This is a genomic window from Bartonella sp. AA97HXZ (assembly GCF_042196985.1).
Lineage (GTDB): Bacteria > Pseudomonadota > Alphaproteobacteria > Rhizobiales > Rhizobiaceae > Bartonella.
This window is the reverse complement of sequence record NZ_JBHIRC010000001.1, coordinates 98,477-122,093: the sequence shown is the minus strand read 5'-3', so window position 1 is coordinate 122,093 and position 23,617 is coordinate 98,477. Positions and strand designations below refer to the sequence as shown.

Below are 23,617 nucleotides of genomic sequence, written 5' to 3'. Positions count from 1 at the left end.
TCACAATACTCATCACCCTCATTTCACGACAGTCCTCATGAAAGATATAAAATGGGCACCATCATTTTTACTTAAATAACAATAAGGTGCAAGTCGGTACAAAAAAATAAGATATAAATTAGTACCACCATATTATTTTCTTTCTATTAATGTCGTAACAGCCTGCATTTCAGACAATTTATAAGAAATCTCTTTACACCCTGTCTTCAATAGTTTTTATCCACCACATGCCTTCTTCCAATTGTGATGTACAAGAAGATAGCTCTCATTGTTAATATCAACAGATTTTACATAAGAAAATCTTACGGTACTCAAAGCTCTTATTTAAATTGAAAAGGTAATTTATTTATAAAAATCATATATATATATATATATATATATTGATCTTAAATCCATCTTATTATGAATTTATTGAAAATATGTACGACTATTTTATCCATGAAGATACCATCATTATCTTTTTAAGACAAGAAAACGTTTTTTTTGCTATCTATTTAAGTCTTACAAAACGAACAATATCAGCACAACCCCGTATAAGATAGTGCATAAATCCCCAGACTTGAGTTAAAGCATTATTTTCTTATTCTAAAATATCAATGAATAAAAGTAGCTTTCTTATCTCCTAGTATGCTTTATCATAAACTACATATCGCTCTCAAGCGTATACATTTTTAATCTTTTATCCAAAATTTTGAGAACTTTTTATAGCGTGCTACTAAAGACAATATAAATTTTGTAAAATAACATTTATATCATTGAGCTGTTTTCTTGATGACTATGAAAAACCTTTAAGGAAAATACTTTTATCATTCCTCAAAAAGATTTTTGATATAATAATCAAAGTGTTTTTTCTGCAAACAGTTCTTTGTAAACACTTCCAATCTTGCTTGCCTCTTTTTCCAAAGGAAAGTGAGTACGAACATGGGTTAAAGCTTTCTTTCCGGCTGCCAATGTTTTTTCTACATCAGCAAAATAAGGTTCAATTGCTGCTGTTAAAGCCGCTCCATCTCCTGCTTGAACAACCGTTCCTGTTCCCTCGACCACCAATTCTTTAAAAATTCCTACATCACTCGCCACTACAGCCGTCTGTGATGCCATTGCCTCCAATGGTGTCAGACCAAAACCTTCCAAACGAGAAGGAGTTACATAAAGTGATAAACGGCGATACCACACAGGTATATCAAGCCTTTCACCAAGAAAAATAATGCGGTCGTTTAAACCAGCTTCAGCAATCTTCTGTCGTAATTTCTTTTCAAAACCATAATGCTGTTCTGTAGTCCGACCAGCGATAAGTGCTGTCCATTCGGGATAGTCAGGCAATAATGCTATCATCGCGTCCACAAACAAATCAGTACCCTTTAAATAGCGCACGCGCCCAAAACATCCTACCGCATATTTTCCTGGCACCCCAGTTGCTGGAAAGTAATCATCAGGAATTTTTGGGGGTGAAAAACGCCTAATATCCACTCCATGCATAATAACCTTATGAGGCACTTCTAGATAGGTTCCCGTACATACGCTAGTAGCGATAACTTTATCCATACGACGAAGCAACCATTTGGTAAAAGGCTTGTGTTCGCGTCGAGATGCCGAAGTAAAGATGAGTTTAAGCTTCATTCGCAAAACATCGCGTAAAAACACCCCGCAAAGCATCTCAATATTGCGTCGTGCATGCCAAATACGAAATGGCTTCCCTTTCGGACTTTTCCAAAGTCCGAAAAGGTCCCTAAAGGCAAGAGCCGGTAAACTTTGTGGTAATCCAAACCCAAAAGTGGATATACGTACACCCTGTTCGCGTTGCAGTGGAATAAGCTGAATAATCGTAGATGTTACTCCCGATAAACGCCTTTTCAAGTGAGGCGCAATAATCTCAGTCTCGTCCAAAGATACACGCATAATAATCCATATGTTATTTAGATGTACTGAACCTTAATGATCTCGTAATTATGCGCACCACCTGGTGCATTCACCTCAATCACATCACCCTCTTGCTTGCCAATGAGTGCACGTGCGATAGGCGAAGAAATAGAGATTTTTCCAACCTTTACATCAGCTTCTTGATCTCCTACGATCTGATACACTTTTTTTTCCTCAGTATCCTCATCCAAGAGTTTAATGGTTGCACCAAATTTTATTTTGTCACCTGAAAGACGCGAGACATCTATAACTTCTGCTCGTGCGATATAATCTTCAAGCTCATTTATACGCCCCTCATTATGACTTTGCGCTTCTTTAGCTGCATGATACTCAGCATTTTCAGATAAATCACCATGCGCACGCGCCTCAGAAATTGCTTCAATAATTCGCGGACGCTCCTGTTGTTGACGCCAACGCAACTCTTCTTTAAGACTCTCAAAACCAGCTGTAGTCATCGGAACTTTTTCCATAATCCGTCCCTTTCTATTACACGGAAGGTTTAATAAAAATACAAAAAACGGCTTCCAAAATTACTTTTGGAATCCGAAAACTACGATCTTTTTTATTATATAGTACAGTATCACTGTTTTCCATACAAAAATAAATAAAGGAAACAAAACATGCACAAATAGTGATTAAAACATCTCATTTTGGTGTTTAAAACGTTAAACTTCACTCTTCTCTTTAAAGTGTCCTAAAGAAGAAAGAATTGTATTTTTTTCTGTTTTATCATAATCTAGTAAAAGAAATTATATGGGATATGAAGAGAGAAGGATAGAAAATCTCTAAAGAAATTCTTTACAGAAAAATGAAAAAAATCGTCATTTTTTTTATGTTTGGCTCTTTCTTTTTAGCCACAACAATATCAGAGGCAGCAGATGCTTTTGTTACGAGAAATCTTAATTTTAGAACAGGTCCCAGCACTCAGTATGCACTTTGCGGCTTAATCTCTGCTGGAGAATTAGTTTTTGTTAAAAACTGTGAAGGAAATTGGTGCCATATCCGATATAACACTCAAATAGGTTGGGTGTCATCTCGTTATCTTTCATTTAAAGATGGAAATGATCTTTATCACACATATACAATGTCTTTAATGCCCAAACGTACCGATTATTCTCCATAACAGCCATAATAACTTATGCCCTCTTGAATATCATCATGGCAAAAATGCAATAGTGTTCACGAACAACCACAAATATGCTCCTTCCAAAGAAATACTTCGAAGAATTTGTCTCATAAAAAACTTGATCAATATCCTAATGAAAGCTCTAATAAACCAAAATAAATCTGTTCAATAACGTTTTGCTGTTGTCGTAATAAATTTGTAAAAATTAGTATTTTCTTTAAAATCACCAGCACTTTTCTATCAAAGGATACAACAATGAAAAATGGTGTTACTGCAACAGTAGAAGCTCTTTCTGCTCTTATTGCTTCAGGTAATCCTCTTTTTAAGAATGGTGCATTATGGACACCTCACCGCCCCATTCGTCCTGAAAAATCTGAAGGTGGTATTCCATTTCAACTCGAAACATCTTTTAAACCAGCGGGAGATCAACCTCAAGCCATTAAAACTCTGGTTGAGGGAATTCAAAAAAATGAACGTACACAAGTGCTTTTGGGTGTTACCGGCTCAGGGAAAACCTATACAATGGCCAATATCATTGAAAAAACACAGCGTCCAGCTTTAATATTAGCTCCCAATAAAACTCTAGCAGCGCAGCTTTATGGGGAATTTAAAAGTTTTTTTCCCCATAATGCCGTCGAATATTTTGTTTCCTATTATGACTATTATCAACCAGAAGCCTATGTTGCACGCTCAGACACTTATATTGAAAAGGAATCCTCAATTAATGAACAAATCGACCGTATGCGCCATGCTGCAACACGCGCTGTCTTAGAGCGTGATGATGTTATTATCGTCGCATCTGTCTCCTGCATCTACGGAATTGGTTCCGTAGAAACCTATACGGCCATGACCTTCGAAATAGAAAAAGGGGACAAACTCAATCAACGAAAACTCTTGGCTGATTTAGTCTCTCAACAGTATTATCGACAAGATATCAACTTCGTTCGTGGTTCCTTTCGTGTACGAGGGGATACAATCGAAATTTTCCCTGCCCACCTCGAAGATCGTGCTTGGCGTATTTCGCTCTTTGGCGATGAAGTGGAAACAATTACGGAATTTGATCCTCTCACCGGACAAAAAACAGGCGATCTTCAATCAATTAAAATTTATGCCAACTCACACTACGTAATACCACGCCCAACACTTAACCAAGCGATGAAATCTATCAAAATGGAACTCGTTCAACGCCTCGATGAGTTGAACGAAGCTGGACGTCTTTTAGAAGCACAACGTTTAGAACAACGTACAGTTTTTGATTTGGAAATGTTGGAAACCACCGGTTCATGTCCGGGAATTGAAAATTATTCACGTTATTTAACAGGACGAAATCCCGGTGAACCACCCCCAACTTTATTCGAATATATTCCACTCAATTCTCTTGTTTTTATCGATGAAAGCCATGTAACCATTCCCCAAATTGGTGGTATGTACCGAGGTGATTTTCGCAGAAAAGCAACCTTAGCAGAATATGGTTTTCGCCTCCCTTCTTGTATGGATAACCGTCCTTTGCGCTTTGAAGAATGGGATACTATGCGCCCACAAACGATTGCTGTCTCCGCAACACCTGGACGGTGGGAAATAGAACAATCTCACGGTACTTTTGCAGAACAAGTTATTCGCCCCACAGGGCTTGTTGACCCACCAACAGAGGTTCGTCCAGCCAAAAATCAAGTCGATGATGTTGTGAATGAAATTCGTAAAACAATTCAAAAAGGCTACCGCACACTAGTGACCGTCCTAACCAAGCGTATGGCCGAAGATTTAACGGAATATCTCCACGAACAAGGTATTCGTGTACGCTATATGCATTCCGACATTGATACATTAGAACGCATTGAAATTCTACGCGATCTTCGGCTTGGCACCTTTGATGTCCTCATCGGTATCAACTTGCTCCGAGAAGGCTTAGATATTCCAGAATGTGGTTTTGTTGCCATTCTAGATGCCGATAAAGAGGGCTTTTTGCGCTCTGAAACTTCCCTCATACAAACAATCGGACGTGCTGCACGTAACGTAGATGGCCGTGTTATCCTCTATGCAGATACGATCACTGGTTCCATAAAACGAGCCTTACAGGAGACACAAAGACGTCGACAAAAACAAATAGCCTATAATGAAGAACACCATATCACACCGAAAAGTATCAAAAAAAATATCGGAGATATTCTCAATTCAGGCTATGAAAACAACCATATTCGTACAAATATCCCTGATGTCATCGAGAAAAAAAATATGGTTGGCAACAATTTAGCATCTCATATTAAACACCTCGAAAAATTAATGCATGAAGCAGCTGCTGATCTTAATTTTGAAGAAGCAGCACACCTTCGCGATGAAATCAAACAATTACAAAAGATAGAACTAGAACTCGCGGAAAATCCCTTAACACATCATAGCGAACAATCCACCCATGAGCGCGTATTACAACCAAGTCTTTTCTCCAAACCAAACCTTGCACACATGGGACCAACCATGGACACTGGTATTTTGGAAAATCAAAAAGGAAAATCTCGTAAAAACACCCCTAATCAAGCAACAATAAAACGAAAAAAACGCAATCAATGAAGGAGCAAAAAATTTCAAACCGCATAAAATAATCTTCAGCTCTTCTAAAAAAAGACGAAAGCTCAAAAGCAAACAGCGTTATCCGAAAAATAGACAACCTCCAACATCAAGGGTGCTTCAATTTGTCTAAAACAACATGAGAGAGAACATTTTATAAAAAATTTCTAAAATATATTATCTTTATACAGTTATACTCTGATATCTAACTCAATATTATTTATCCTTACAAGAAAATATTCAAATAGGACACTGTCCTATAACACAAATAAAGTAAAATAAGACTTTCTCATAGAACCATAAGCCTATGATAAAAAATGATAACTTTTATTCATATCCCTATTGTTCAATTTATATTGTACCAAACAATAAAAAATTATCCCTAAATAAAGAGTTTATATTCCATAGTAAAAAATCGTGGACTCTCAATACAAACTTATTAATTAACCTCAAGCAGAGTACATTAATTGAAATCAAAATTCTGTTATGATTTCATTTTACTGTCTCCGCGATAGATTTAACTAAATAAATTTTTATTTTTTTTGTCACAATAAAGCCCAAAATTGTTCAGGCTCTATTCAGTTTGAAACGTGTAGGATGTGAAAAATACGAATTTACACAAGGAGCATCATTATGAAAAAAGTGATCAGGTTAGCGGTATTATCAGCAATGTCAACTGTGACCGTTTTGATGCCGCTAAATGCAACGCTTGCGGATATGGCATGGAATCGTAGTGACTCTATCTCGAGAGAAATAGATGATATGATGAGGAAGATGCGTAAAGAAACAGATGATGCGATAAGGGAAATGAGGAAGAAAGCTGATATTCTGCCTTGCGGTTTTTCTCGCTCCCATTGTTCTGATAAAAAACGTAGCTTTTTATCTGATGATTTCCAAAAGTTTGTTGATGATTTCCACAAGAGTTCTGATGACGACAAGAGAAGATTTAAAGCCAAACATGAAAGGTCTGTAGCCAAACAGAGTAAGACGGAACAACAACAACAACATCATCACCACCACCACCATTATCATCATGTTGAAAACAAAACATATCATTACGTCGAGCGCAAAAAGACAAAACACAGTAATATTCATATAGATAACTCAGGAGATGCTTTAGCGGTGGGTATTCTTGGTCTTGCAACAGGTACGATTCTTGGTACAATTTTAAAAAAACCAGAACAGCCACAAGTGGTTTATCAAATAGTACCACAAAATCAGGTAATTTATCAAAAAGTTCCGCAAAATCAAAGAGTTTATCAAGTGCAGCAAACAGTGGCATATGAGCCACTCCAGCAATCATTAGAATCTGATTGGCTTAACTATTGCAAGAAAAAATACCGTTCCTTTAACCCTAAAACAGGGACCTTTCGAGACCGTAATGGTTTGGAACACATTTGTTATGCCCCAATAAATTAACTTCTGTTCCGTCCTACTAAAAAGTCTTAAATGGCACAAAAAAACGCTTCAAAGCGTTTTTTATTTGCTCATATATTAAAATCTTGAAGAAAAGGATTATTTTGGCGCTCATAGCCTATGCTACTTTTGGGACCATGCCCACAGATAAAACAAACATCATCGCCTAAGGGTAAAACTTTTTCTCGAAGGGATTGCATCAATTTTTCATAAGAACAGAAGGGGAAGTCCGTACGTCCGATAGAACCACGAAAGAGAACATCACCCAAGAGGGCTAAGCGCTCTTTTTCATTGAAATAAATAACATGACCAGGGGAATGCCCCAGTGTATGTAAAACCCTAAACTTATGTCCAGCAAAATACACACACTCACCATCTTCTAACTATATCGAACAACGCACCACGATGCTTTCGGGTGTAAGCCATGATTTAAGAACCATTCTCACCCGTTTTAAACTTCAGAAAACATTAGCAAATACTGACTTTGATATCAAGCCGCTTGAACAAGATGTGAGCGACATGCAAAATATGTTAGAAGATTACCTTGCTTTTGCCCGTAGTGAAGAAAGTGAGTGTGTTAAAACTTTTGATTTAAATGCTCTTATGCAAAAATTCTCTACCGATGCGCATCTTCACAAACGTCAATTTTCCTACACCATTGAAAGCCCTACACCAATACAAGCACGCCCACGTGCCTTCACGCGTCTCATCAGCAATCTTGTGTCAAATGCATTTTGTCATGCCAATACTGTCAAACTAACAGCCATATCCCAACAAGAATGTTTCCCATATATCAAAAAAAGTTCCCGCAATATATTATATTTATACAGTTATAATATGATATCGAACTCAATATTTAGCCTCACAAGAGAGTAGTCAAACAGGACTGTATTCAATCACACAAATAAGGTTCTATCTTAGCACCATAAGCCTATAATAAAAAACGATAACTTTTGTTCATACACCTATTGTTCAATTCATATTGTATCAAGCAATAAAAAAGTACTCATCAATGAATAATTTATAACCAATAGTAAAAAATCTGGTGCTCTAAATACAAGCTGCTTAATTAACCTTAAGAAGAGTACATTAATTGAAATCAAAATTCTGTCATGATTTTATTTTACTGTATTGATAATAGTTTTAACTAAATGAATTTTTATTTTTTTGTCACAATAAAATCCAAAATTGTTCAGGCTCTATTCAGTTTGACACGTGTAGGATGTGAAAAATACGAATTTACACAAGGAGCATCATTATGAAAAAAGTGATCAGATTAGCGGTATTATCAGCAATGTCTACTGTGACCGTTTTGATGCCATTAGATCCAACGCTTGCGGATATGGCATGGTATCATAACTATGACATGAGAAGGGAGGCTGGTTTACCGTCTCACAATTTTAGCTCCCATTTTTCTCATAGTGAACATCACTCTTTTGATAACCCCCACACGCGTCATTATGTTAGCCATAAATGGGGAGCACAACAACACCATCATGTTGAACATAAGACATATCATTATGTCGAGCGCAAAAAGACAAAACACAGTAGTATTAATATAAATAACTCAGGAGAAGCTTTAGCAATGGGCATTCTTGCTCTTGCAGCAGGTGCACTTCTCGGCAAAATTTTTAAAAAATCAGAACAGCCACAAGTTGTTTATCAAACCGCACCACAGCATCAAATTGTATATCAACAGGTTCCACAAGAACAGATAATTTATGAAACTCCGCAAACGGTGGAATATGAGCCAGTACAACAATCATTAGAGTCTGATTGGCTTCAATATTGCAAGAAAAAATACCGTTCTTTCAACCCTAAAACAGGAACTTTCCGAGACCGTAATGGTTTGGAACACGTTTGTTATGCCCCAATAAATTAACTTCTGTTCTGCTCTACTAAAAAGTCTTAAATGGCAAAAAAAACGCTTCAAAGCGTTTTTTTTATTTGCTCATATATTAAAATCTTGAAGAAAAGGATTATTTTGTCGCTCATAGCCTATGCTACTTTTGGGACCATGCCCACAGATAAAACAAACATCATCGCCTAAGGGTAAAACTTTTTCTCGAAGGGATTGCATCAATTTTTCATAAGAACAGAAGGGGAAGTCCGTACGTCCGATAGAACCACGAAAGAGAACATCACCCAAGAGGGCTAAGCGCTCTTTTTCATTGAAATAAATAACATGACCAGGGGAATGTCCTGGGGTGTGAAAAACCTTAAACACATGTCCAGCAAAATGAACGCACTCACCATCTTCTAACCATTGGTCAGGAATACAGATGCAAGCATCAGTGATGCCATAATTTTTTGCGCTTTCGCTCACGGCATCCATCACAGGCTTATCATCGCGATGTGAACCGATAATTTTTACATTAAGCGCTTCTTTCACTTGCATTGCTGCTCCTACATGATCAAAATGACCATGTGTTATCCAAATAGCCTCAACGATAACACCATTCTTTTCGATTACGTCTTGAATTCGTGGCCAATCACCACCAGGATCAACGAGAACCCCCGTTTTACTTTCACTATCAAAAAGCAAAGTGCAATTTTGTTGGAATGTCGTAACTGGAATAATATGTATATTAAGACTACCCATAATATCCTTTTCAAAAATAACTTTTTTAAATTTATAAATAAAACTTTCTTTCCTTTAAGGTAAAGGTGCTGCTCGACAGCTTTATACAACTTATGTAAACTTGCATTTTGTGTAAACTAAATTTTTATCAAGGTTTTTTTTAAGAATGAGCAATCACGTTCAAGTTTTGTGTGACGATGCCCCTCACCTTCTTGTGATTGATGACGATACACGTATTCGCAATCTTTTATTTCAGTTTCTCATTAAAAATGGATTTCGTGTTTCAGTTTCAGCTAATGCGAATGAAGCAAGACGACTGTTAGCAAGTTTAGATTTTGATCTTCTTATTGTTGATGTCATGATGCCTGGCGAAAACGGTATTGATCTCACTCATTCACTCCGCCAAACAAAAGATGTCCCTATCTTTATGTTAACAGCTTTATCAGAAATAGACAATCGTATCCGTGGATTAGAAGCAGGGGCAGATGATTATCTGGCTAAGCCGTTTGACCCTCGTGAACTTCTCCTTCGCATCAACGCCATTTTACGACGTGGTTTTCCCCCTCACCAACCTAAAATTGAGCAAATAGTTTTTGGTCCTTATATATTTTCAATTTCACGACGCGAACTCAAAAAAGGAGGAGAAATTATTAAATTAACAGATAAAGAACAAGAAATGATGGTCATGTTTGCCGAAAATGCAGGCGATACAATTCCGCGCCATAAATTCGCGACCGATGACAGCAATATAAGTGAACGTGCCATTGATGTGCAGATCAACCGCCTTCGTCGTAAGATCGAAAAAAACCCAGCACTGCCTATATGGCTCCAAACCGTGCGAGGAATAGGGTATAAACTCTCTATTGAATAGGCACAAGAATGATCAAACCTTTAAGATTTTTTCTTCGATGGTTAACGAAAAAAATGCCTAAACGGCTTTATGTTCGCTCTTTGATCATTATCATTGCTCCCATGGTGCTTCTGCAAACGGTGATTGCTTATGTCTTTATGGAACGCCATTGGCAAATGGTAACGGAGCGTCTTTCAACGGCTGTCGTGCATGATATTTCAGCCATTATTGATATTCTTGAAACATATCCCCAACAAGATAACTATGAAGATATCAAGCGTATTGCACAACAACGTATGGGATTAAATATTTCTATTCTATCTCCTACCTCCTTACCCCCTCCAGGACCTAAGCCATTTTTTGCAATTCTTGACTATTTTTTAAGTGAAGAAATCACCCGCCAAATTAACCGTCCCTTCTGGATCGATACCGTAGGAGATTCTGATCTTGTTGAAATCCGTATCCACCTTGGTCACAACATCTTACGCGTCTTTGCTCCACGCAGCCAAGCCTATGCTTCCAATACTGCTATTTTTTTAAGCTGGATGGTAGGAACAGCTCTTGTTTTATTGCTGATAGCAATTTACTTTTTACGCAATCAAATCAAACCGATTCAACAATTGGCTGAAGCAGCAGAAAGCTTTGGACGCGGTCGTCCTTTACCAAAAGGATTTCAACCACAAGGAGCTGATGAAGTCCGTCGTGCAGGCATCGCTTTTTTACGTATGCGAGAACGTATTGAACGCCAAATCGAACAACGCACCATGATGCTCTCAGGAGTAAGTCATGATTTAAGAACCATTCTTACACGTTTTAAACTTCAGCTAGCATTAGCAAATACTGGCTTTGATATTAAACCGCTTGAGCAAGATGTAAGTGACATGCAAAATATGTTAGAAGATTATCTTGCTTTTGCTCGTGGTGAAGGAAGTGAAAGTGTCAAGACTTTTGATTTAAATGCTCTTATGAAAAAATTCTCCGCCGATGCTCATCTTCACAAACGTCAATTTTCTTACACTATTGAAGGTCCTACAGAAATCCAAGTACGTCCCCGTGCTTTTACACGCTTGGTCAGCAATCTTGTATCAAATGCATTTTGTTACGGTACGACCGTTAAACTAACCGCTAACTCTCAACAAGAATCTTTTATATTGATAATCGATGATAATGGACCTGGAATTCATAAAAATATGCGCACAGAAGTTTTTAAGCCATTCTTTCGACTTGATAAAGCGCGAAATCAAGATGCAAGTGGAACAGGCCTTGGTCTTTCTATTGCTCAAGACATAGCACGCAGCCATGGTGGCAATATACAATTAGATGAGAGCCCACTCGGGGGATTGCGCGCTATTCTTGATATCCCCCTATGAGCAATATTTCAGCAAACCATCTGTAAAAATAACAAACTGCATATTTTAGGCATTCCCTACAGTTTCAAACAAAGTGTACTGTAGTGCCTTGTAAGCACTTTCTCCCGACAAAGCAACCATCTGAAATGCAACATAATGGCTTTCACAGGCTTTAAGTGCATGTATCAATAATGTTTCAACCTGTATATGAGATGGATGCATCCCACCAGCCAAAAGAAGACCTTGTCGATAAATAACTGAATTATTCCTTTGCCAGTAATCAAAATGTCCCAACAACAACTTTTCATTAATTGCTAGCAATAAGCGCTGTATTTCAGCTGTTCGAGCATTTTTAATAGAAAGATCAAACGAACAAGCTAAATGAAGTGCTTCATGCTCTTCCATCCATGAAAAAGCAAGACGATAGTTTGCGCGTTTTCCTTCCACACAAACGCTAATTTCATCTTGTGCATCCCGCTCAAACGACCAATCATATTCACAGGCAATCTGTTCGATAAAGTCAACAGGGTGCTCTTTTCTTTCTGTGGCGCAAAATGCAAGCCTCATCACAATCCTCAATCATCTTAAAACATTGTCAACAGAATATAAACCGTCTCAACTGTAACAATATTTTGCTACAATCAGAACCTTTACACCAAACAAATACACATAAAAACATCGACAGTACACAAACACCCAGAACACAATCGCGCTGTTTAGGGCAACCTGATAGTCATAAAACGAATCATCAAGTCTTTTCAGTGTATTGATACAATTTCATAGCGCCAGCCCCCCTGATTCAAAAAAATGTACTTTACCCAAAAAAAAATCAAAAATAAACAAATGCTCCGCTCTAACAGACTCAAGATTAAGCATTTTTTAGTTTCACGCATCATATTGAAAAATTGGGGATATTTTTTTGAAGATTCTTTTTTTTAAACTATTTTACTTTTTTGTGTCTGCGTTTTTTTTAATCATCTTTTTTTAAATCATCAAGGCGTCTTTTCAAATCAGCGTTATCAGCATGGATTTTCAGCACCATCTCCTTAAAAGTCTCAAACTCTTCGCGAGAAACAAGATCAAGTTTGTTTGCTATCTTTTCAGCCTGCACACGAAAAGCTGTTCCAGCTTCACGTCGTATGCCTTGCGCAACGTCAGCAGCATCCGTTGCTAATTTTGCTAATTCATCAAGAATACGATTTGATCCATTACGCATAACCTTTTTCCTTAAATTTTAATTATTGACGCACGCATTATAGCGTATTCTCATAACATTTAGATACTGTAATTTGTTCCTTTTACTCTATATTTTACATACTGTGCAGATTTTTCATAATGATTTTGTTTAAGATTTTTTAATATTCCTTTTATCACCATATTTTTTACCGCGATAAATCAGTGGAAATCTATCTCCCTTTCTGACTAGCCTCCCTACTGACTTGACCATTGTGTATTCATCTGTCATTTCTGACCATCAGAGTCACTTCATATTCATCTCGTATAATGTAAGATGCTTAACTCATGAACAATTTGTCTTGTCCAACCATTGCTTTTCCGTCTTTTCTTGATCCTGTTATTATCCAGCTAGGTCCCATAACACTTCATTGGTATGGACTTGGTTACGTGCTGGGTATTCTTTTTGCTTGGTGGTATGCGCAAAAATTATTAAAAAAAACATCTCTATGGTATAGAAACTATCCTCCTATGGATAAAGAAAAAATCGGAGATTTTGTTGTCTGGTCTGCCATAAGTGTTGTTGTCGGAGGGCGTTTAGGACAAGTTCTTGTATGGGATCCCATTTACTATTTTAACCATCCAAGTGCTATTATTGCCGTATGGGATGGGGGAATGTCCTTTCATGGCGGACTTATTGGTATTATCATTGCTATGATCTGGTTTGCCCGTAAAAATTATATTAACATACGAGCCATGTTTGATATCATTGCTGCAGGTGCTCCTATTGGTATCGGCATTGTACGAATCTGCAACTTCATTAACCAAGAATTATGGGGTAATATTACTACACGTCCTTGGGCTGTTTGTTTTCCTCTCGATCCTTACTATTTACCGCGCCATCCAAGCCAGCTTTACGAAGCATTTATGGAAGGATTTCTTCTCTTCATCATCCTGTGTCTTCTTATTTTTGGGTTCAAAGCATTAAAACGTCCCGGTACTGTATCAGGAACATTTATTATAGGCTACGCAGTAACACGCAGCATTTCTGAAATTTACCGTGCGCCTCAAGAAGATCCAGAATGGTTTTCGACTCTTTTCCATTCTACTGGTTTTACCTATGGCATGGCTTTATCTCTTCCCATGCTTCTTGTAGGGTTTTATCTTCTTCTCCACGCCTTTAAATATAAACCGACAGAAAATGGCCAATCTCAAAGAAAAAATTAAAGAAATTATTGTCCTTAATGGACCAATCACTGTTAGCCAATATATGACGTTGGCACTCACCGATCCCCAATTTGGTTATTATCACACACAAACCCCTTTTGGACATGCTGGTGATTTCATTACAGCACCTGAAATAAGCCAATTATTTGGAGAGATGATTGGCATTTGGACTCTTGCAAGCTGGAAAGCTCAAGGGTGCCCTCACCCTTTTATTCTCGCTGAAATAGGTCCAGGACGAGGAACTTTGATGGATGACATTTTGCGAACTATCCAAAAGCTCTCTCAAACGGCATTTAATGCTGCTGAAATTTTTCTGATCGAAATAAGCAAAAAACTTGCAAAAGAACAAAAAAAGCGCCTTTTCTCTTATCAAAAACAAATCCATAGCATTGAAAATTTTAATCAAATTCCTTCAAATCCTCTCTTCCTCATTGCTAATGAATTTCTCGATACACTCCCTATCAACCAATATATTAAAGTCAATGGAGAATGGAAAGAGCGCCGCATTACAGTCAATCAAAATGGAGATTTCATCTTTATTGCTGCCCCGCATAAACTTCCCTCTTCTTGTCTACAAACCTATTGTTCTAAAGTGCCTGACGGAACAATTTTTGAACATGCCCCCTTACGGCATCAATTCATGCAACAAATCAGCCACCATTTAGTGCAAGTGACAGGTTCTGCTTTACTTATCGACTATGGTGCTTGTGAGCTTGCCTTTGGCGATACCTTGCAAGCACTCTCAAAACATAGATTTCGTGATGTTTTTGATGCCCCTGGTGAACATGATTTAACATCCCATGTTGATTTTTCTTTTTTAAAAAACATAGCTCTTGAACAGGGCTGTTTTGCTGAAATCTTAGAGCAAGGAGAATTTCTTTTTAAAATGGGGCTACTGGAGCGCGCAAACCAGCTTGGAGTTGGCAAAAGTGCTCCTTTGCAAGACAAAATCCGCCAAGACATCGAACGGCTCGCTAGTCCAGATCAGATGGGAAAATTATTTAAAGTTTTACATTTCAGTGATAAAAATATCTCCATACCTCCCCAATTTTAATGATCGGCGCTTTTGTCAATAAGCACATCATTATCTGAAATATTCATTGACAAATATGAACATCTCCATCCTCACTTTAAATAATCTCCATAAGGAACTTTTATGAAATCTATCCCTCATCCCATTCTTGCAAAAAATCTTTCTACTTTACACACCCATGGGATAAAACATGGATTTTTTACACGTCAAGGTGGTGTTTCAAAAAATCTTTATCATAGTCTTAATGTTGGGAAAGGTTCAAATGATCAGCTTGAATATATTGTACAGAATCGTCTTTTGATCGCCAATTATTTTTCTATTGAGGCGCAAAATTTAGTCACAGTCAATCAAATACACTCCTGTAACGTTGTCGTAGCTCATCAAGCAACTATCGGTGCACCTCCTCAAGCTGATGCTCTGGTTACGACCACCCCAGAACTCGTTATTGGGGTTCTTACAGCAGATTGCGGACCCATTCTGTTTGCTGATCCACAAGCTGGAGTCATCGCTGCAACTCATGCTGGCTGGCGTGGAAGCTTAAATGGAATTATCGAGAAAACAATTGCTGTTATGGAAACACAAGGAGCCAAAAGACAATCAATAACAGCAGTCCTTGGACCTTGTATTGGCCCTTATCACTATGAAGTAACAAATGAATTTTACGACCAATTTATTGATTACCACAGCAAATACCAAAAATATTTTTTAAAAACAGACAAAATAAATCGCTTTTATTTTAATCTATGGGCATTTATTATAAACCAACTCAAAGAAGCAGGCGTTAATGCTTCTTGTGTAGAGCTTTGTACCTATCAAGATGAACAGCGTTTTTTCTCCTATCGCCGTGCAATACACCGCAACGAACCCGATTACGGACGGCAAATTTCTGCTATTATGCTGAAAAACAAAAGATGAGCCTCTTTATGCTTGAGAACAATACCAAAACTGCAAAACTAAACTTTTTACCCAAATGTAAAAATAAATCCCATTGTACTTTGCTTTTTTCACGAAATTATCTACCAGCCCATAAAATATGATAGCCTTCGCTATGATCATTTTCAATGTTTGGTTATAATGATTGAAGGCAAGATGATACTTCTTTTTATTACTCCCCTTCATTCATCTTAAATATGAAGCATTCCCCATATTGAAAGTATTTTTATAAAGTAATAACCAAAAAGCTTAATCAATATGTATTTCTTTGCCGCATGGAGAAAAAACTTTGCTCTAAAAGTAATAAACTTTTGGAAAAAGAGAAAACATACTGCATAGCTCTTTAATAATAATCGATAAAATTGTAAGGCTTTTGTAATTGTTCTCTTGCAATTTAATAAAAAGAAATTAAAAACCGTGTCGCATTCCCACCATGATGATTCAGAGGTTCTACTATGAAACTTTTCTGCGGAAATTCTAATCCACGCCTAGCTGAAGATGTTGCAAATTATTTGAACATCCCCTTAGGCAAAGCAACTGTAAAGCGCTTTGCTGATCAAGAAATTTTCGTAGAACTGCATGAAAATGTACGTGGACAAGATGTTTTTGTTTTGCAATCTACATCCTATCCTGCAAATGATCATTTGATGGAATTACTCATCATGATTGATGCCCTTCGTCGTTCTTCTGCGCGTCGTATTACAGCTGTTATCCCCTATTTTGGCTATGCCCGCCAAGATAGAAAACCAGGACCACGAACTCCTATTTCTGCAAAACTTGTTGCCAACCTAATTACTGAAGCAGGGGCCCATCGTGTTTTAACATTGGACCTTCATGCAGGACAAATTCAAGGTTTTTTTGATATCCCTACGGATAATCTCTATGCTGTTCCTGTCATTTCTCGCGATGTCAAAGTGCATTATTCTCTTGAAAATGTTATCGTTGTTTCACCTGATGTGGGTGGTGTGGTGCGCGCGCGCGCGCTCGCCAAGCGCTTGAACAGTTTGCTCGCTATTGTGGATAAACGTCGCGAAAGCCCCGGTGAATCAGAAGTTATGAATATCATTGGAGATGTATCGGGAAAAGATTGCCTTTTGCTTGATGATATTGTTGATTCAGGTGGAACTTTATGCAATGCAGCAAGTGCTCTGCTTAAACATGGTGCCAATAGTGTCACGGCTTATATCACGCATGGTGTTCTTTCTGGTAATGCAATCGAGCGAATTGCCAATTCAGAGATGACAGAATTGGTTATTACAGATTCAATTATGCCAACACAAGCTATTGAGAAAACCCATAATATTCGTGTTTTACCCATTGCCGACCTTATGGGAGAAGCAATAGCAAGGACAGCAGCAGAACAATCGGTTTCCAGCTTATTTGGTTAAAGTGGTTTCTTGGGGTCTCCCGGCGCTGTTTCAACACCAAGATCAGGAAAGGCAACAATACGTTGACCACTAAAATGCGTGTGAATAACAATAAGTCCACGCTCTTCAAAGTAGGTTAAAAGTCGGCGTGCACGGCTTAAAGAATGAGTCCCATAAAGACGTGCTAAAAATGCATCAGATGGACATGGCTTTCCCCCTAATGCGGCCTGTGCCACGTTCAAGAAGACTCCTTGAACATCTTCTTCCAAACTTTCTGATATCTGCAAAATATGTTTCCAATGTTCACTGACAGCCGTTTGTTCATCAACAAAAGCCTGAGCAATAGCCAATTTACGCCGAAATTGTGAAAGATTAAAAGGAACCTTTGACATACCATGGATACGACAACGAACTGAAAAATCTTGATAAAGCACCGCTGTTGAACGATAAAAAGCTTCAGAATCCTCAAGAATTTCCCGAATAATATGTTCTGCTTGCCCGTCACGCTCAACATCAGAAAGTTCAGGAAATAAACTTGGGTTTTCTTCTAACAACTCTTGTTTTTTATGCACGACCTCCTCTAACATCTCGTGCATTGATTTTTCCCTCATCGGCTCTCGTGTTTGTTTAAATGGCGTTAAAATTTCCTCTGGTGAAGCAGTAAAAACGAGCTCTTGCACATCATCCCGCTCTGTTGGAAGTGGCATTAATTTAGGGCTAGAAGAGCGTGCCAAAGTTTCAACAGAACCGATAATGATTGGTAAGGGACGTCGTGATAAAGCAGGGCCTAAAGCTATAAAATTTCCTCGTTCAAGATCTCTAAACATTTCCGCTTGGCGACGCTCCATCCCCAAAAGATCAGCGGCGCGCACCATATCAATATCTAAAAAAGTCCGCCCTATTAAAAAGTTTGAAGCTTCAGCCGCAACATTTTTGGCAAGCTTAGCCAAACGTTGTGTCGCAATAACACCAGCAAGACCACGTTTACGTCCTCGACACATCAGATTGGTCATAGCGCTCAAAGAAATTTTACGCGCTTCATCAGAAACTTCTCCTGCTGCAGTTGGAGCAAACAATTGTGCTTCATCGACAACGACAAGCATAGGATACCAATAATCACGTTCCACATCAAACAGTGCCCCAAGGAAAGCCCCTACAGCACGCATCTGTTGTTCAGTGTCCAAACCTTCAAGATTAAATACCACCGAAACCCGATGTTGTCGAATGCGATGCGCAATACGTGTCAATTCTAGTTCGCTCCGTTGAGCCTCTACAATAACATGACCAAATTTATCTGCCAAAGTTACAAAATCGCCTTCTGGATCAATTACACAATGCTGCACCCACTTAGCACTTTGCTCCAGAAGACGGCGTAAAAGATGTGATTTCCCTGAACCAGAATTACCTTGTACAAGAAGACGTGTCGCCAATAATTCTTCCAAATCAAGAAGTGCTGGCATCGATTTATGCAAAGCACGACTTTCTGACATCTCACCCAAGGCAATCTCAACCTTCATAACATCTCCAGTGTTTGATTTTGAACATATCAGTGCCAGCACATATTGGTTGATTCTCCATCCACACCGTAATTTGTAACATTTCCTCCTTTTTAACGGTAGAAATCATCGATTTTTCCCACAACTCTTGCATCTATGAATAGTTTGAACTATAGAACAAACTTCTGCGTAGACACCCTTGGAGGCAACGTAGAATGGAGTGATCGCTGTTGGTTAGCGCATATCTTCATATCCATGCAAAAACTATTACTGTTTTTGAAGGATCTCCAATCATGTAAAAAGGACTTAAATTATGAGCAAAAGCTACACTCTTAAGGCCGAAAAACGCGAGCGGGTTGGTAAGGGGTCCTCCCGTGAACTTCGCCGCAACGGTCTTATTCCTGCTGTCATTTATGGTGAAAAACAACCACCTTTGGCAATAACAGTTCCCTATAAAGAAATTTTCTACAAAATTCATGCTGGTGGTTTTCGCACCACCATTGCAACGATTATTCTTGACAAGCAAAAAATTATGGTTTTGCCAAAAGATTATCAATTAGATCCCGTGCGTGACTTTCCCCTCCATGTAGACTTTTTGCGCATTTCAGCAAAATCGGTTGTAGAAGTGAATATTCCTGTCCACTTCCTCAATGAAGATACGGCACCTGGACTTAAAAAGGGTGGTGTCCTCAATATTGTTCGGCACGAAATTGAATGTACAGCTCCAGCAAGTGCTATTCCTGAAGCTATTGAAATTGATCTCTCCAGCTACTCTATTGGTGATTCTATTCACATTTCAGCAGTGCAACTGCCAAAAGATGTGACTCCCATCATCCAAGATCGAGACTTTACCATTGCAACCATTGCAGCTCCTGCTGGCATGGATGTCAGCGATGAAACTTCTGAACAAGAAAATGATGAAGAAGACACACAAACTTCATAAAACTCAAAAGGCGGGAATTTTTCCGCCTTAATCTATGAGACATTACCCTTACTCATACTTTGACTGAAGATACACATGTGGCTTATTGCTGGTCTTGGCAATCCTGGTTTACAATATCAAAATAACCGCCATAATATCGGTTTTATGGCTGTTGATGCCATTTATCAGTCCTTCTCTTTTTCTCCATGGTCAAAGAAGTTTCAAGCAGAAATCTCCAATGGTTTCATAAATAATGAGAAAATTTTTCTTATAAAACCACAAACTTTCATGAATCTTTCTGGTCAAGCTATCGGTGAAGCTTTGCGATTTTATAAATTAGATTTAAAGAATTTGATCATCATTTATGATGAACTAGACCTGTCACCGGGGAAAGTTCGTATAAAAATTGGTGGAGGACATAATGGGCATAATGGCATTAAGTCTATTGATGCCCATTGTGGTACTGACTATTGTCGTATACGCATAGGAATTGGTCATCCTGGAAGCAAAGAACTTGTTCATCAGCATGTCCTGGGAAATTTTACCAAATCTGATCAAGAATGGTTATCCCCTCTCTTAGAGACAATTGCAAAAAATATCGCTCTCCTTATAAAAGATGATAAATCCCTCTTTATGAATGAAGTTTCACAAACGATAAAACACAATCAGAACCATTGGCTTGCGTGTCCCAGTCGCGTGAAGAATATGGATAAGAACTCTTAAAAAAATCCTCTTATAAACTTTCTCAAAGGCAAAATCTGTTGGCAACGTGAGAAGCTAGAAAATAGAACAGAATACAAGCTTGTATACATCTTTGAAAAAGAAAGGCTTATATTCTCTTTTGAGAGAAAGAGAAGATTGAACAGCAAACACAGCTCTCTCCAATCTTCTCCCCTAAATTAAAAAAAATCATTTGGCTGAATGGTCGACTGTAGCGGATCGTAACCATTTGATTGTTGACTATAAACTGTAGGAATACTCCTATTGTTTTGCAATACCACAACACGCGAACCAATGGGAACACGATCATAAAGATCGATAATATCTTGATTAAGCAAACGGATACACCCACTTGAAATAGCACGCCCAATTGACCACGATTCGTGTGAGCCATGAATACGGAAAAGTGTATCTTTCCCATTTTTGAACAAATAAAGTGCCCGCGCACCTAATGGATTATCGGGCCCTGGTGGCATTCCTTTTCCAAGATGACCATAACGTTCTGGTTCTCGAGCCATCATAGCTGCAGTAGGAGCCCAATTTGGCCACCGACGCTTGCGCTGTATAACCCCCTCACCTTCAAATGCTAGGCCTTCTTTACCGACACCAATCCCATAACGCAAAGCTTTTCCATTTTCACCAATAAGGTAAAGAAAACACTCTTGCGTATCTATAACCAATGTTCCAGGCGCATAAGATGTATAATAAATCACCTCTTGTCGCCAATATTTTGGATCAATTGTCGCAAGATCAACAGCAGGTAACGAATAGGTCTCATTCGTTACAGGACCATACAAAGCCTGTATTTCTGGTGGAATGTATCGAACTTGTTGAAAAGGTACCGATGACATATCTGACTGACGTGTAGCACATCCAGCCAAAGCCAAAAGTGCTGCAATTAAAAAGGCACAACGAGATAACACTCTTCTATTTTCTCCGATTAATTATTTATGCAGATTTGCATACCATGAAAAACTTAGCACAATATTAACATTAATTCGAAGTTTTCTTATCCTTGTAACTAAGGAGAACAATAAGGTAAGAAGAACTAAGGTAAAAAAGTAGATACCTATTACTTTAGACTTTTTTCTCACTTATCGCAAGACCAGGACTATAACTCTTCTGAAAATATGCTATAAAAAGGAAGCTTTATCTTGACCATAAAATTAATAGAAAAGAAAGACTCTCATGGGCTTTAAATGCGGTATTGTCGGATTACCTAATGTCGGGAAATCAACTCTTTTTAATGCATTAACAAAAACAGCCACTGCACAGGCTGCCAATTATCCTTTTTGTACCATTGAACCCAATACCGGAGAAGTTGCTGTTCCAGATTTACGAATGGAAAAAATTGCATCAATCGCTGGTTCAAAAGAAATGATTCCTACACGCATTAACTTCGTCGATATTGCGGGACTTGTGCGAGGAGCTTCAAAAGGCGAAGGTTTAGGAAACAAGTTTTTAGCCAATATTCGCGAAGTCGATGCTATTGTCCACGTTTTACGCTGTTTTCAAAATGAAGATATTACCCATGTAGAGGGACGTATTGATCCTGTTTGTGATGCGACAACGGTTGAAACCGAACTCATGCTTGCGGATCTTGAAAGTCTTGAGAGACGAATCATACAAATCCGTAAACGAGCAACCGGAAAAGACAAAGAAGCTCTCACAATTTTACCTATTATGGAAAAAGCATTAAACATACTGCAACAGGGAAACCCTGTCCGGTTATTACTCAAAGATATTTCTTCCGATGAACACCACATTCTTAAGAGTTTGAATCTTTTAACCTCCAAGCCTGTACTTTATGTTTGTAATGTAAGCGAAAATGACGCCGCTCGTGGAAATAGCTTTACCCAAACAGTTGAAAAAATGGCAACAGAGCAAAATGCGCAAAGCATTATCATTTCTGCTTCTATCGAAGCGGAAATTACACAACTGAGTGATGCTGAAGCATCAGAATATCTCAATGCGCTAGGACTCTTTGAACCGAGTCTCAATCGCCTCATTCGCGCTGGTTACCATTTACTTGATCTCATTACTTACTTCACCTGTGGGCCTAAGGAAACACGAGCATGGACAATTACGCGTGGTACAAAAGCTCCCCAAGCAGCTGGTATTATTCATTCAGATTTTGAGCGCGGTTTCATTCGTGCCCAAACCATCAGCTATAATGACTATATTGCTCTGGGTGGAGAAAGCGGTGCAAAGGAAGCAGGAAAAGCCCGCGATGAAGGAAAGGAATACATTGTGCAAGATGGCGATATCATGTTATTTAAACATAATACTTAAATCTTCACTCTGTCTTAATAGTTTATCTTGAAAACTTTGGTAATAGCTCCTTGGAATCTTGTCGCAAAAATTCTCAAGAGTTTTTAGAACAAAAAAACTGTTGCTAGCATATGATTGTGATAGCAACAGCTTGGTCCATTAAAGAATAGAAATATAAAATTAGCGTGTCCAACGCCCTTCGTATTTAAATGTTGGAGCGTTCTTTAAAGAATCTTTTGTCGCATTTGTAATGAGTTTCCATTTACCATAATCATTTGTCATCTGGATTGTTTCTGGAGAAACGACCACATAACTCTCGCCTATGCCAAGAAAACCACCAACAGCAATAACAAATCCTGCAATATTATTTTCACGCAAAATAATATCTTTTACTTCACCAATATTTTCATCTTCTATATTATATACATTGGCGCCTATAAGACTGGAAGCAACAAAATCCGTTGCTAAAGGTGTCACATAACGCACAGACTTATCTATCCCCACCTGTACAATACCCGTCGAAGAAATCATTTCAGGTTTTGAAGGCACTTCAAAAGACTGAGCATAAGTACTAGAAACCATCAAAATTGACATAAGAGTAGTACATGCAATTTTTTTCATTTTAACATCTCCATTTTTACTTTGCTTTTACTTTATAAAACCTCAATGCATCA

The 23,617-nt window shown here is 38.2% G+C and carries 21 protein-coding genes and 2 pseudogenes; 14 read left to right on the top strand and 9 right to left on the bottom strand.

All coding sequences use genetic code 11. The annotated features are described in order from the left end of the window. Nucleotides 1-837 precede the first annotated feature (837 nt). Both ACFINE_RS00525 and greA read right to left on the bottom strand, forming a co-directional pair. Complete coding sequence (locus ACFINE_RS00525; RefSeq protein ID WP_375620703.1) at nt 838-1,896, bottom strand: glycosyltransferase family 4 protein; 1,059 nt, start codon at nt 1,894-1,896, stop codon at nt 838-840. A gap of 17 nt (nt 1,897-1,913) precedes the next feature. Beyond that, a complete protein-coding gene (gene greA / locus ACFINE_RS00520) occupies nt 1,914-2,387 on the bottom strand; it encodes a transcription elongation factor GreA (protein WP_007347010.1) in 474 nt (157 codons plus the stop codon). A gap of 338 nt (nt 2,388-2,725) precedes the next feature. On the opposite strand from greA, the gene ACFINE_RS00515 reads away from it, so the two are divergent. From ACFINE_RS00515 to ACFINE_RS00505, 3 genes are all read left to right on the top strand, one after another. Next, nucleotides 2,726-3,040, top strand: coding sequence for an SH3 domain-containing protein (locus ACFINE_RS00515; protein ID WP_375612971.1), 315 nt, complete (start codon nt 2,726-2,728; stop codon nt 3,038-3,040). 258 nt (nt 3,041-3,298) lie between these two features. Next, nucleotides 3,299-5,608: an excinuclease ABC subunit UvrB gene (uvrB, locus tag ACFINE_RS00510; protein WP_375620702.1), complete on the top strand. Its 2,310-nt coding sequence runs from the start codon at nt 3,299-3,301 to the stop codon at nt 5,606-5,608. Nucleotides 5,609-6,238: 630 nt separating this feature from the next. Then, nucleotides 6,239-7,024 (top strand): BA14K family protein, encoded by a 786-nt coding sequence (locus tag ACFINE_RS00505; RefSeq protein WP_375620701.1) that lies wholly within the window; start codon nt 6,239-6,241, stop codon nt 7,022-7,024. A gap of 68 nt (nt 7,025-7,092) precedes the next feature. On the opposite strand, the pseudogene ACFINE_RS00500 reads toward ACFINE_RS00505, so the two are convergent. Next, nucleotides 7,093-7,404: pseudogene (locus tag ACFINE_RS00500) on the bottom strand (MBL fold metallo-hydrolase); the annotation flags it as partial. Nucleotides 7,405-7,408: 4 nt separating this feature from the next. Here ACFINE_RS00500 and ACFINE_RS00495 point away from each other — a divergent pair. Both ACFINE_RS00495 and ACFINE_RS00490 read left to right on the top strand, forming a co-directional pair. Then, nucleotides 7,409-7,807 (top strand): annotated as a pseudogene (locus ACFINE_RS00495) (sensor histidine kinase); the annotation flags it as partial. Nucleotides 7,808-8,279: 472 nt separating this feature from the next. Further along, nucleotides 8,280-8,903, top strand: a complete 624-nt coding sequence (locus tag ACFINE_RS00490; RefSeq protein ID WP_375620700.1) for a BA14K family protein — start codon at nt 8,280-8,282, stop codon at nt 8,901-8,903. 69 nt (nt 8,904-8,972) lie between these two features. Here the strand turns inward: ACFINE_RS00490 and ACFINE_RS00485 are convergent, their stop codons facing one another. Then, on the bottom strand, nt 8,973-9,623 hold the full coding sequence (locus tag ACFINE_RS00485; protein ID WP_375612975.1) for an MBL fold metallo-hydrolase: 651 nt from the start codon (nt 9,621-9,623) through the stop codon (nt 8,973-8,975). 145 nt (nt 9,624-9,768) lie between these two features. Here ACFINE_RS00485 and ACFINE_RS00480 point away from each other — a divergent pair, with 145 nt between their 5' ends. Continuing rightward, complete coding sequence (locus ACFINE_RS00480; protein WP_375612976.1) at nt 9,769-10,473, top strand: response regulator; 705 nt, start codon at nt 9,769-9,771, stop codon at nt 10,471-10,473. Between the two features lie 8 nt (nt 10,474-10,481). After that, complete coding sequence (locus ACFINE_RS00475) at nt 10,482-11,822, top strand: ATP-binding protein (protein ID WP_375612977.1); 1,341 nt, start codon at nt 10,482-10,484, stop codon at nt 11,820-11,822. Nucleotides 11,823-11,867: 45 nt separating this feature from the next. Here ACFINE_RS00475 and ACFINE_RS00470 read toward each other — a convergent pair whose 3' ends face one another. Both ACFINE_RS00470 and ACFINE_RS00465 read right to left on the bottom strand, forming a co-directional pair. Then, nucleotides 11,868-12,368, bottom strand: a complete 501-nt coding sequence (locus ACFINE_RS00470) for a YbjN domain-containing protein (RefSeq protein ID WP_273724125.1) — start codon at nt 12,366-12,368, stop codon at nt 11,868-11,870. Nucleotides 12,369-12,771: 403 nt separating this feature from the next. Then, a complete protein-coding gene (locus ACFINE_RS00465; protein ID WP_273791228.1) occupies nt 12,772-13,017 on the bottom strand; it encodes an accessory factor UbiK family protein in 246 nt (81 codons plus the stop codon). Between the two features lie 305 nt (nt 13,018-13,322). Here ACFINE_RS00465 and lgt point away from each other — a divergent pair, with 305 nt between their 5' ends. The 4 genes from lgt to ACFINE_RS00445 all read left to right on the top strand — a co-directional run bounded on the left by lgt (nt 13,323) and on the right by ACFINE_RS00445 (nt 17,555). Beyond that, on the top strand, nt 13,323-14,201 hold the full coding sequence (lgt, locus tag ACFINE_RS00460) for a prolipoprotein diacylglyceryl transferase (RefSeq protein WP_375620699.1): 879 nt from the start codon (nt 13,323-13,325) through the stop codon (nt 14,199-14,201). Next, a complete protein-coding gene (locus tag ACFINE_RS00455) occupies nt 14,176-15,255 on the top strand; it encodes a class I SAM-dependent methyltransferase (protein ID WP_375620698.1) in 1,080 nt (359 codons plus the stop codon). Before lgt ends, ACFINE_RS00455 begins: the two co-directional genes overlap by 26 nt. 102 nt (nt 15,256-15,357) lie before the next feature. Beyond that, nucleotides 15,358-16,149, top strand: a complete 792-nt coding sequence (pgeF, locus tag ACFINE_RS00450; RefSeq protein WP_375620697.1) for a peptidoglycan editing factor PgeF — start codon at nt 15,358-15,360, stop codon at nt 16,147-16,149. Between the two features lie 473 nt (nt 16,150-16,622). Continuing rightward, the gene (locus ACFINE_RS00445; RefSeq protein WP_375620696.1) at nt 16,623-17,555 is read left to right on the top strand and encodes a ribose-phosphate pyrophosphokinase; all 933 of its coding nucleotides are present in this window, start codon (nt 16,623-16,625) and stop codon (nt 17,553-17,555) included. On the opposite strand, the gene ACFINE_RS00440 is transcribed toward ACFINE_RS00445, so the two are convergent. Further along, a complete protein-coding gene (locus tag ACFINE_RS00440) occupies nt 17,552-19,051 on the bottom strand; it encodes a helicase HerA domain-containing protein (protein ID WP_375620695.1) in 1,500 nt (499 codons plus the stop codon). The two genes, ACFINE_RS00445 and ACFINE_RS00440, sit on opposite strands and share 4 nt — an antisense overlap. Before the next feature lie 292 nt (nt 19,052-19,343). Between ACFINE_RS00440 and ACFINE_RS00435 the strand changes: the two genes are divergently transcribed. Both ACFINE_RS00435 and pth read left to right on the top strand, forming a co-directional pair. Continuing rightward, the gene (locus tag ACFINE_RS00435) at nt 19,344-19,973 is read left to right on the top strand and encodes a 50S ribosomal protein L25/general stress protein Ctc (protein ID WP_375611180.1); all 630 of its coding nucleotides are present in this window, start codon (nt 19,344-19,346) and stop codon (nt 19,971-19,973) included. Between the two features lie 75 nt (nt 19,974-20,048). Further along, the gene (gene pth / locus ACFINE_RS00430) at nt 20,049-20,675 is read left to right on the top strand and encodes an aminoacyl-tRNA hydrolase (RefSeq protein WP_375620694.1); all 627 of its coding nucleotides are present in this window, start codon (nt 20,049-20,051) and stop codon (nt 20,673-20,675) included. A gap of 176 nt (nt 20,676-20,851) precedes the next feature. Here pth and ACFINE_RS00425 read toward each other — a convergent pair whose 3' ends face one another. After that, nucleotides 20,852-21,595 (bottom strand): L,D-transpeptidase, encoded by a 744-nt coding sequence (locus ACFINE_RS00425; RefSeq protein ID WP_375611178.1) that lies wholly within the window; start codon nt 21,593-21,595, stop codon nt 20,852-20,854. 265 nt (nt 21,596-21,860) lie between these two features. On the opposite strand from ACFINE_RS00425, the gene ychF reads away from it, so the two are divergent. Further along, nucleotides 21,861-22,964, top strand: coding sequence for a redox-regulated ATPase YchF (ychF, locus tag ACFINE_RS00420; protein WP_375612983.1), 1,104 nt, complete (start codon nt 21,861-21,863; stop codon nt 22,962-22,964). Between the two features lie 159 nt (nt 22,965-23,123). Here ychF and ACFINE_RS00415 read toward each other — a convergent pair whose 3' ends face one another. Next, complete coding sequence (locus tag ACFINE_RS00415) at nt 23,124-23,564, bottom strand: PRC-barrel domain-containing protein (RefSeq protein ID WP_375611176.1); 441 nt, start codon at nt 23,562-23,564, stop codon at nt 23,124-23,126. Nucleotides 23,565-23,617 lie beyond the last annotated feature (53 nt).

Bases quoted from the DNA above. Each gene is read 5' to 3' on its own strand.
- ACFINE_RS00525 (WP_375620703.1), bottom strand. From the start codon at position 1,896: ATGCGTGTATCTTTGGACGAGACTGAGATTATTGCGCCTCACTTGAAA.
- greA (WP_007347010.1), bottom strand. From the start codon at position 2,387: ATGGAAAAAGTTCCGATGACTACAGCTGGTTTTGAGAGTCTTAAAGAA.
- ACFINE_RS00515 (WP_375612971.1), top strand. From the start codon at position 2,726: ATGAAAAAAATCGTCATTTTTTTTATGTTTGGCTCTTTCTTTTTAGCC.
- uvrB (WP_375620702.1), top strand. From the start codon at position 3,299: ATGAAAAATGGTGTTACTGCAACAGTAGAAGCTCTTTCTGCTCTTATT.
- ACFINE_RS00505 (WP_375620701.1), top strand. From the start codon at position 6,239: ATGAAAAAAGTGATCAGGTTAGCGGTATTATCAGCAATGTCAACTGTG.
- ACFINE_RS00490 (WP_375620700.1), top strand. From the start codon at position 8,280: ATGAAAAAAGTGATCAGATTAGCGGTATTATCAGCAATGTCTACTGTG.
- ACFINE_RS00485 (WP_375612975.1), bottom strand. From the start codon at position 9,623: ATGGGTAGTCTTAATATACATATTATTCCAGTTACGACATTCCAACAA.
- ACFINE_RS00480 (WP_375612976.1), top strand. From the start codon at position 9,769: ATGAGCAATCACGTTCAAGTTTTGTGTGACGATGCCCCTCACCTTCTT.
- ACFINE_RS00475 (WP_375612977.1), top strand. From the start codon at position 10,482: ATGATCAAACCTTTAAGATTTTTTCTTCGATGGTTAACGAAAAAAATG.
- ACFINE_RS00470 (WP_273724125.1), bottom strand. From the start codon at position 12,368: ATGAGGCTTGCATTTTGCGCCACAGAAAGAAAAGAGCACCCTGTTGAC.
- ACFINE_RS00465 (WP_273791228.1), bottom strand. From the start codon at position 13,017: ATGCGTAATGGATCAAATCGTATTCTTGATGAATTAGCAAAATTAGCA.
- lgt (WP_375620699.1), top strand. From the start codon at position 13,323: ATGAACAATTTGTCTTGTCCAACCATTGCTTTTCCGTCTTTTCTTGAT.
- ACFINE_RS00455 (WP_375620698.1), top strand. From the start codon at position 14,176: ATGGCCAATCTCAAAGAAAAAATTAAAGAAATTATTGTCCTTAATGGA.
- pgeF (WP_375620697.1), top strand. From the start codon at position 15,358: ATGAAATCTATCCCTCATCCCATTCTTGCAAAAAATCTTTCTACTTTA.
- ACFINE_RS00445 (WP_375620696.1), top strand. From the start codon at position 16,623: ATGAAACTTTTCTGCGGAAATTCTAATCCACGCCTAGCTGAAGATGTT.
- ACFINE_RS00440 (WP_375620695.1), bottom strand. From the start codon at position 19,051: ATGAAGGTTGAGATTGCCTTGGGTGAGATGTCAGAAAGTCGTGCTTTG.
- ACFINE_RS00435 (WP_375611180.1), top strand. From the start codon at position 19,344: ATGAGCAAAAGCTACACTCTTAAGGCCGAAAAACGCGAGCGGGTTGGT.
- pth (WP_375620694.1), top strand. From the start codon at position 20,049: ATGTGGCTTATTGCTGGTCTTGGCAATCCTGGTTTACAATATCAAAAT.
- ychF (WP_375612983.1), top strand. From the start codon at position 21,861: ATGGGCTTTAAATGCGGTATTGTCGGATTACCTAATGTCGGGAAATCA.
- ACFINE_RS00415 (WP_375611176.1), bottom strand. From the start codon at position 23,564: ATGAAAAAAATTGCATGTACTACTCTTATGTCAATTTTGATGGTTTCT.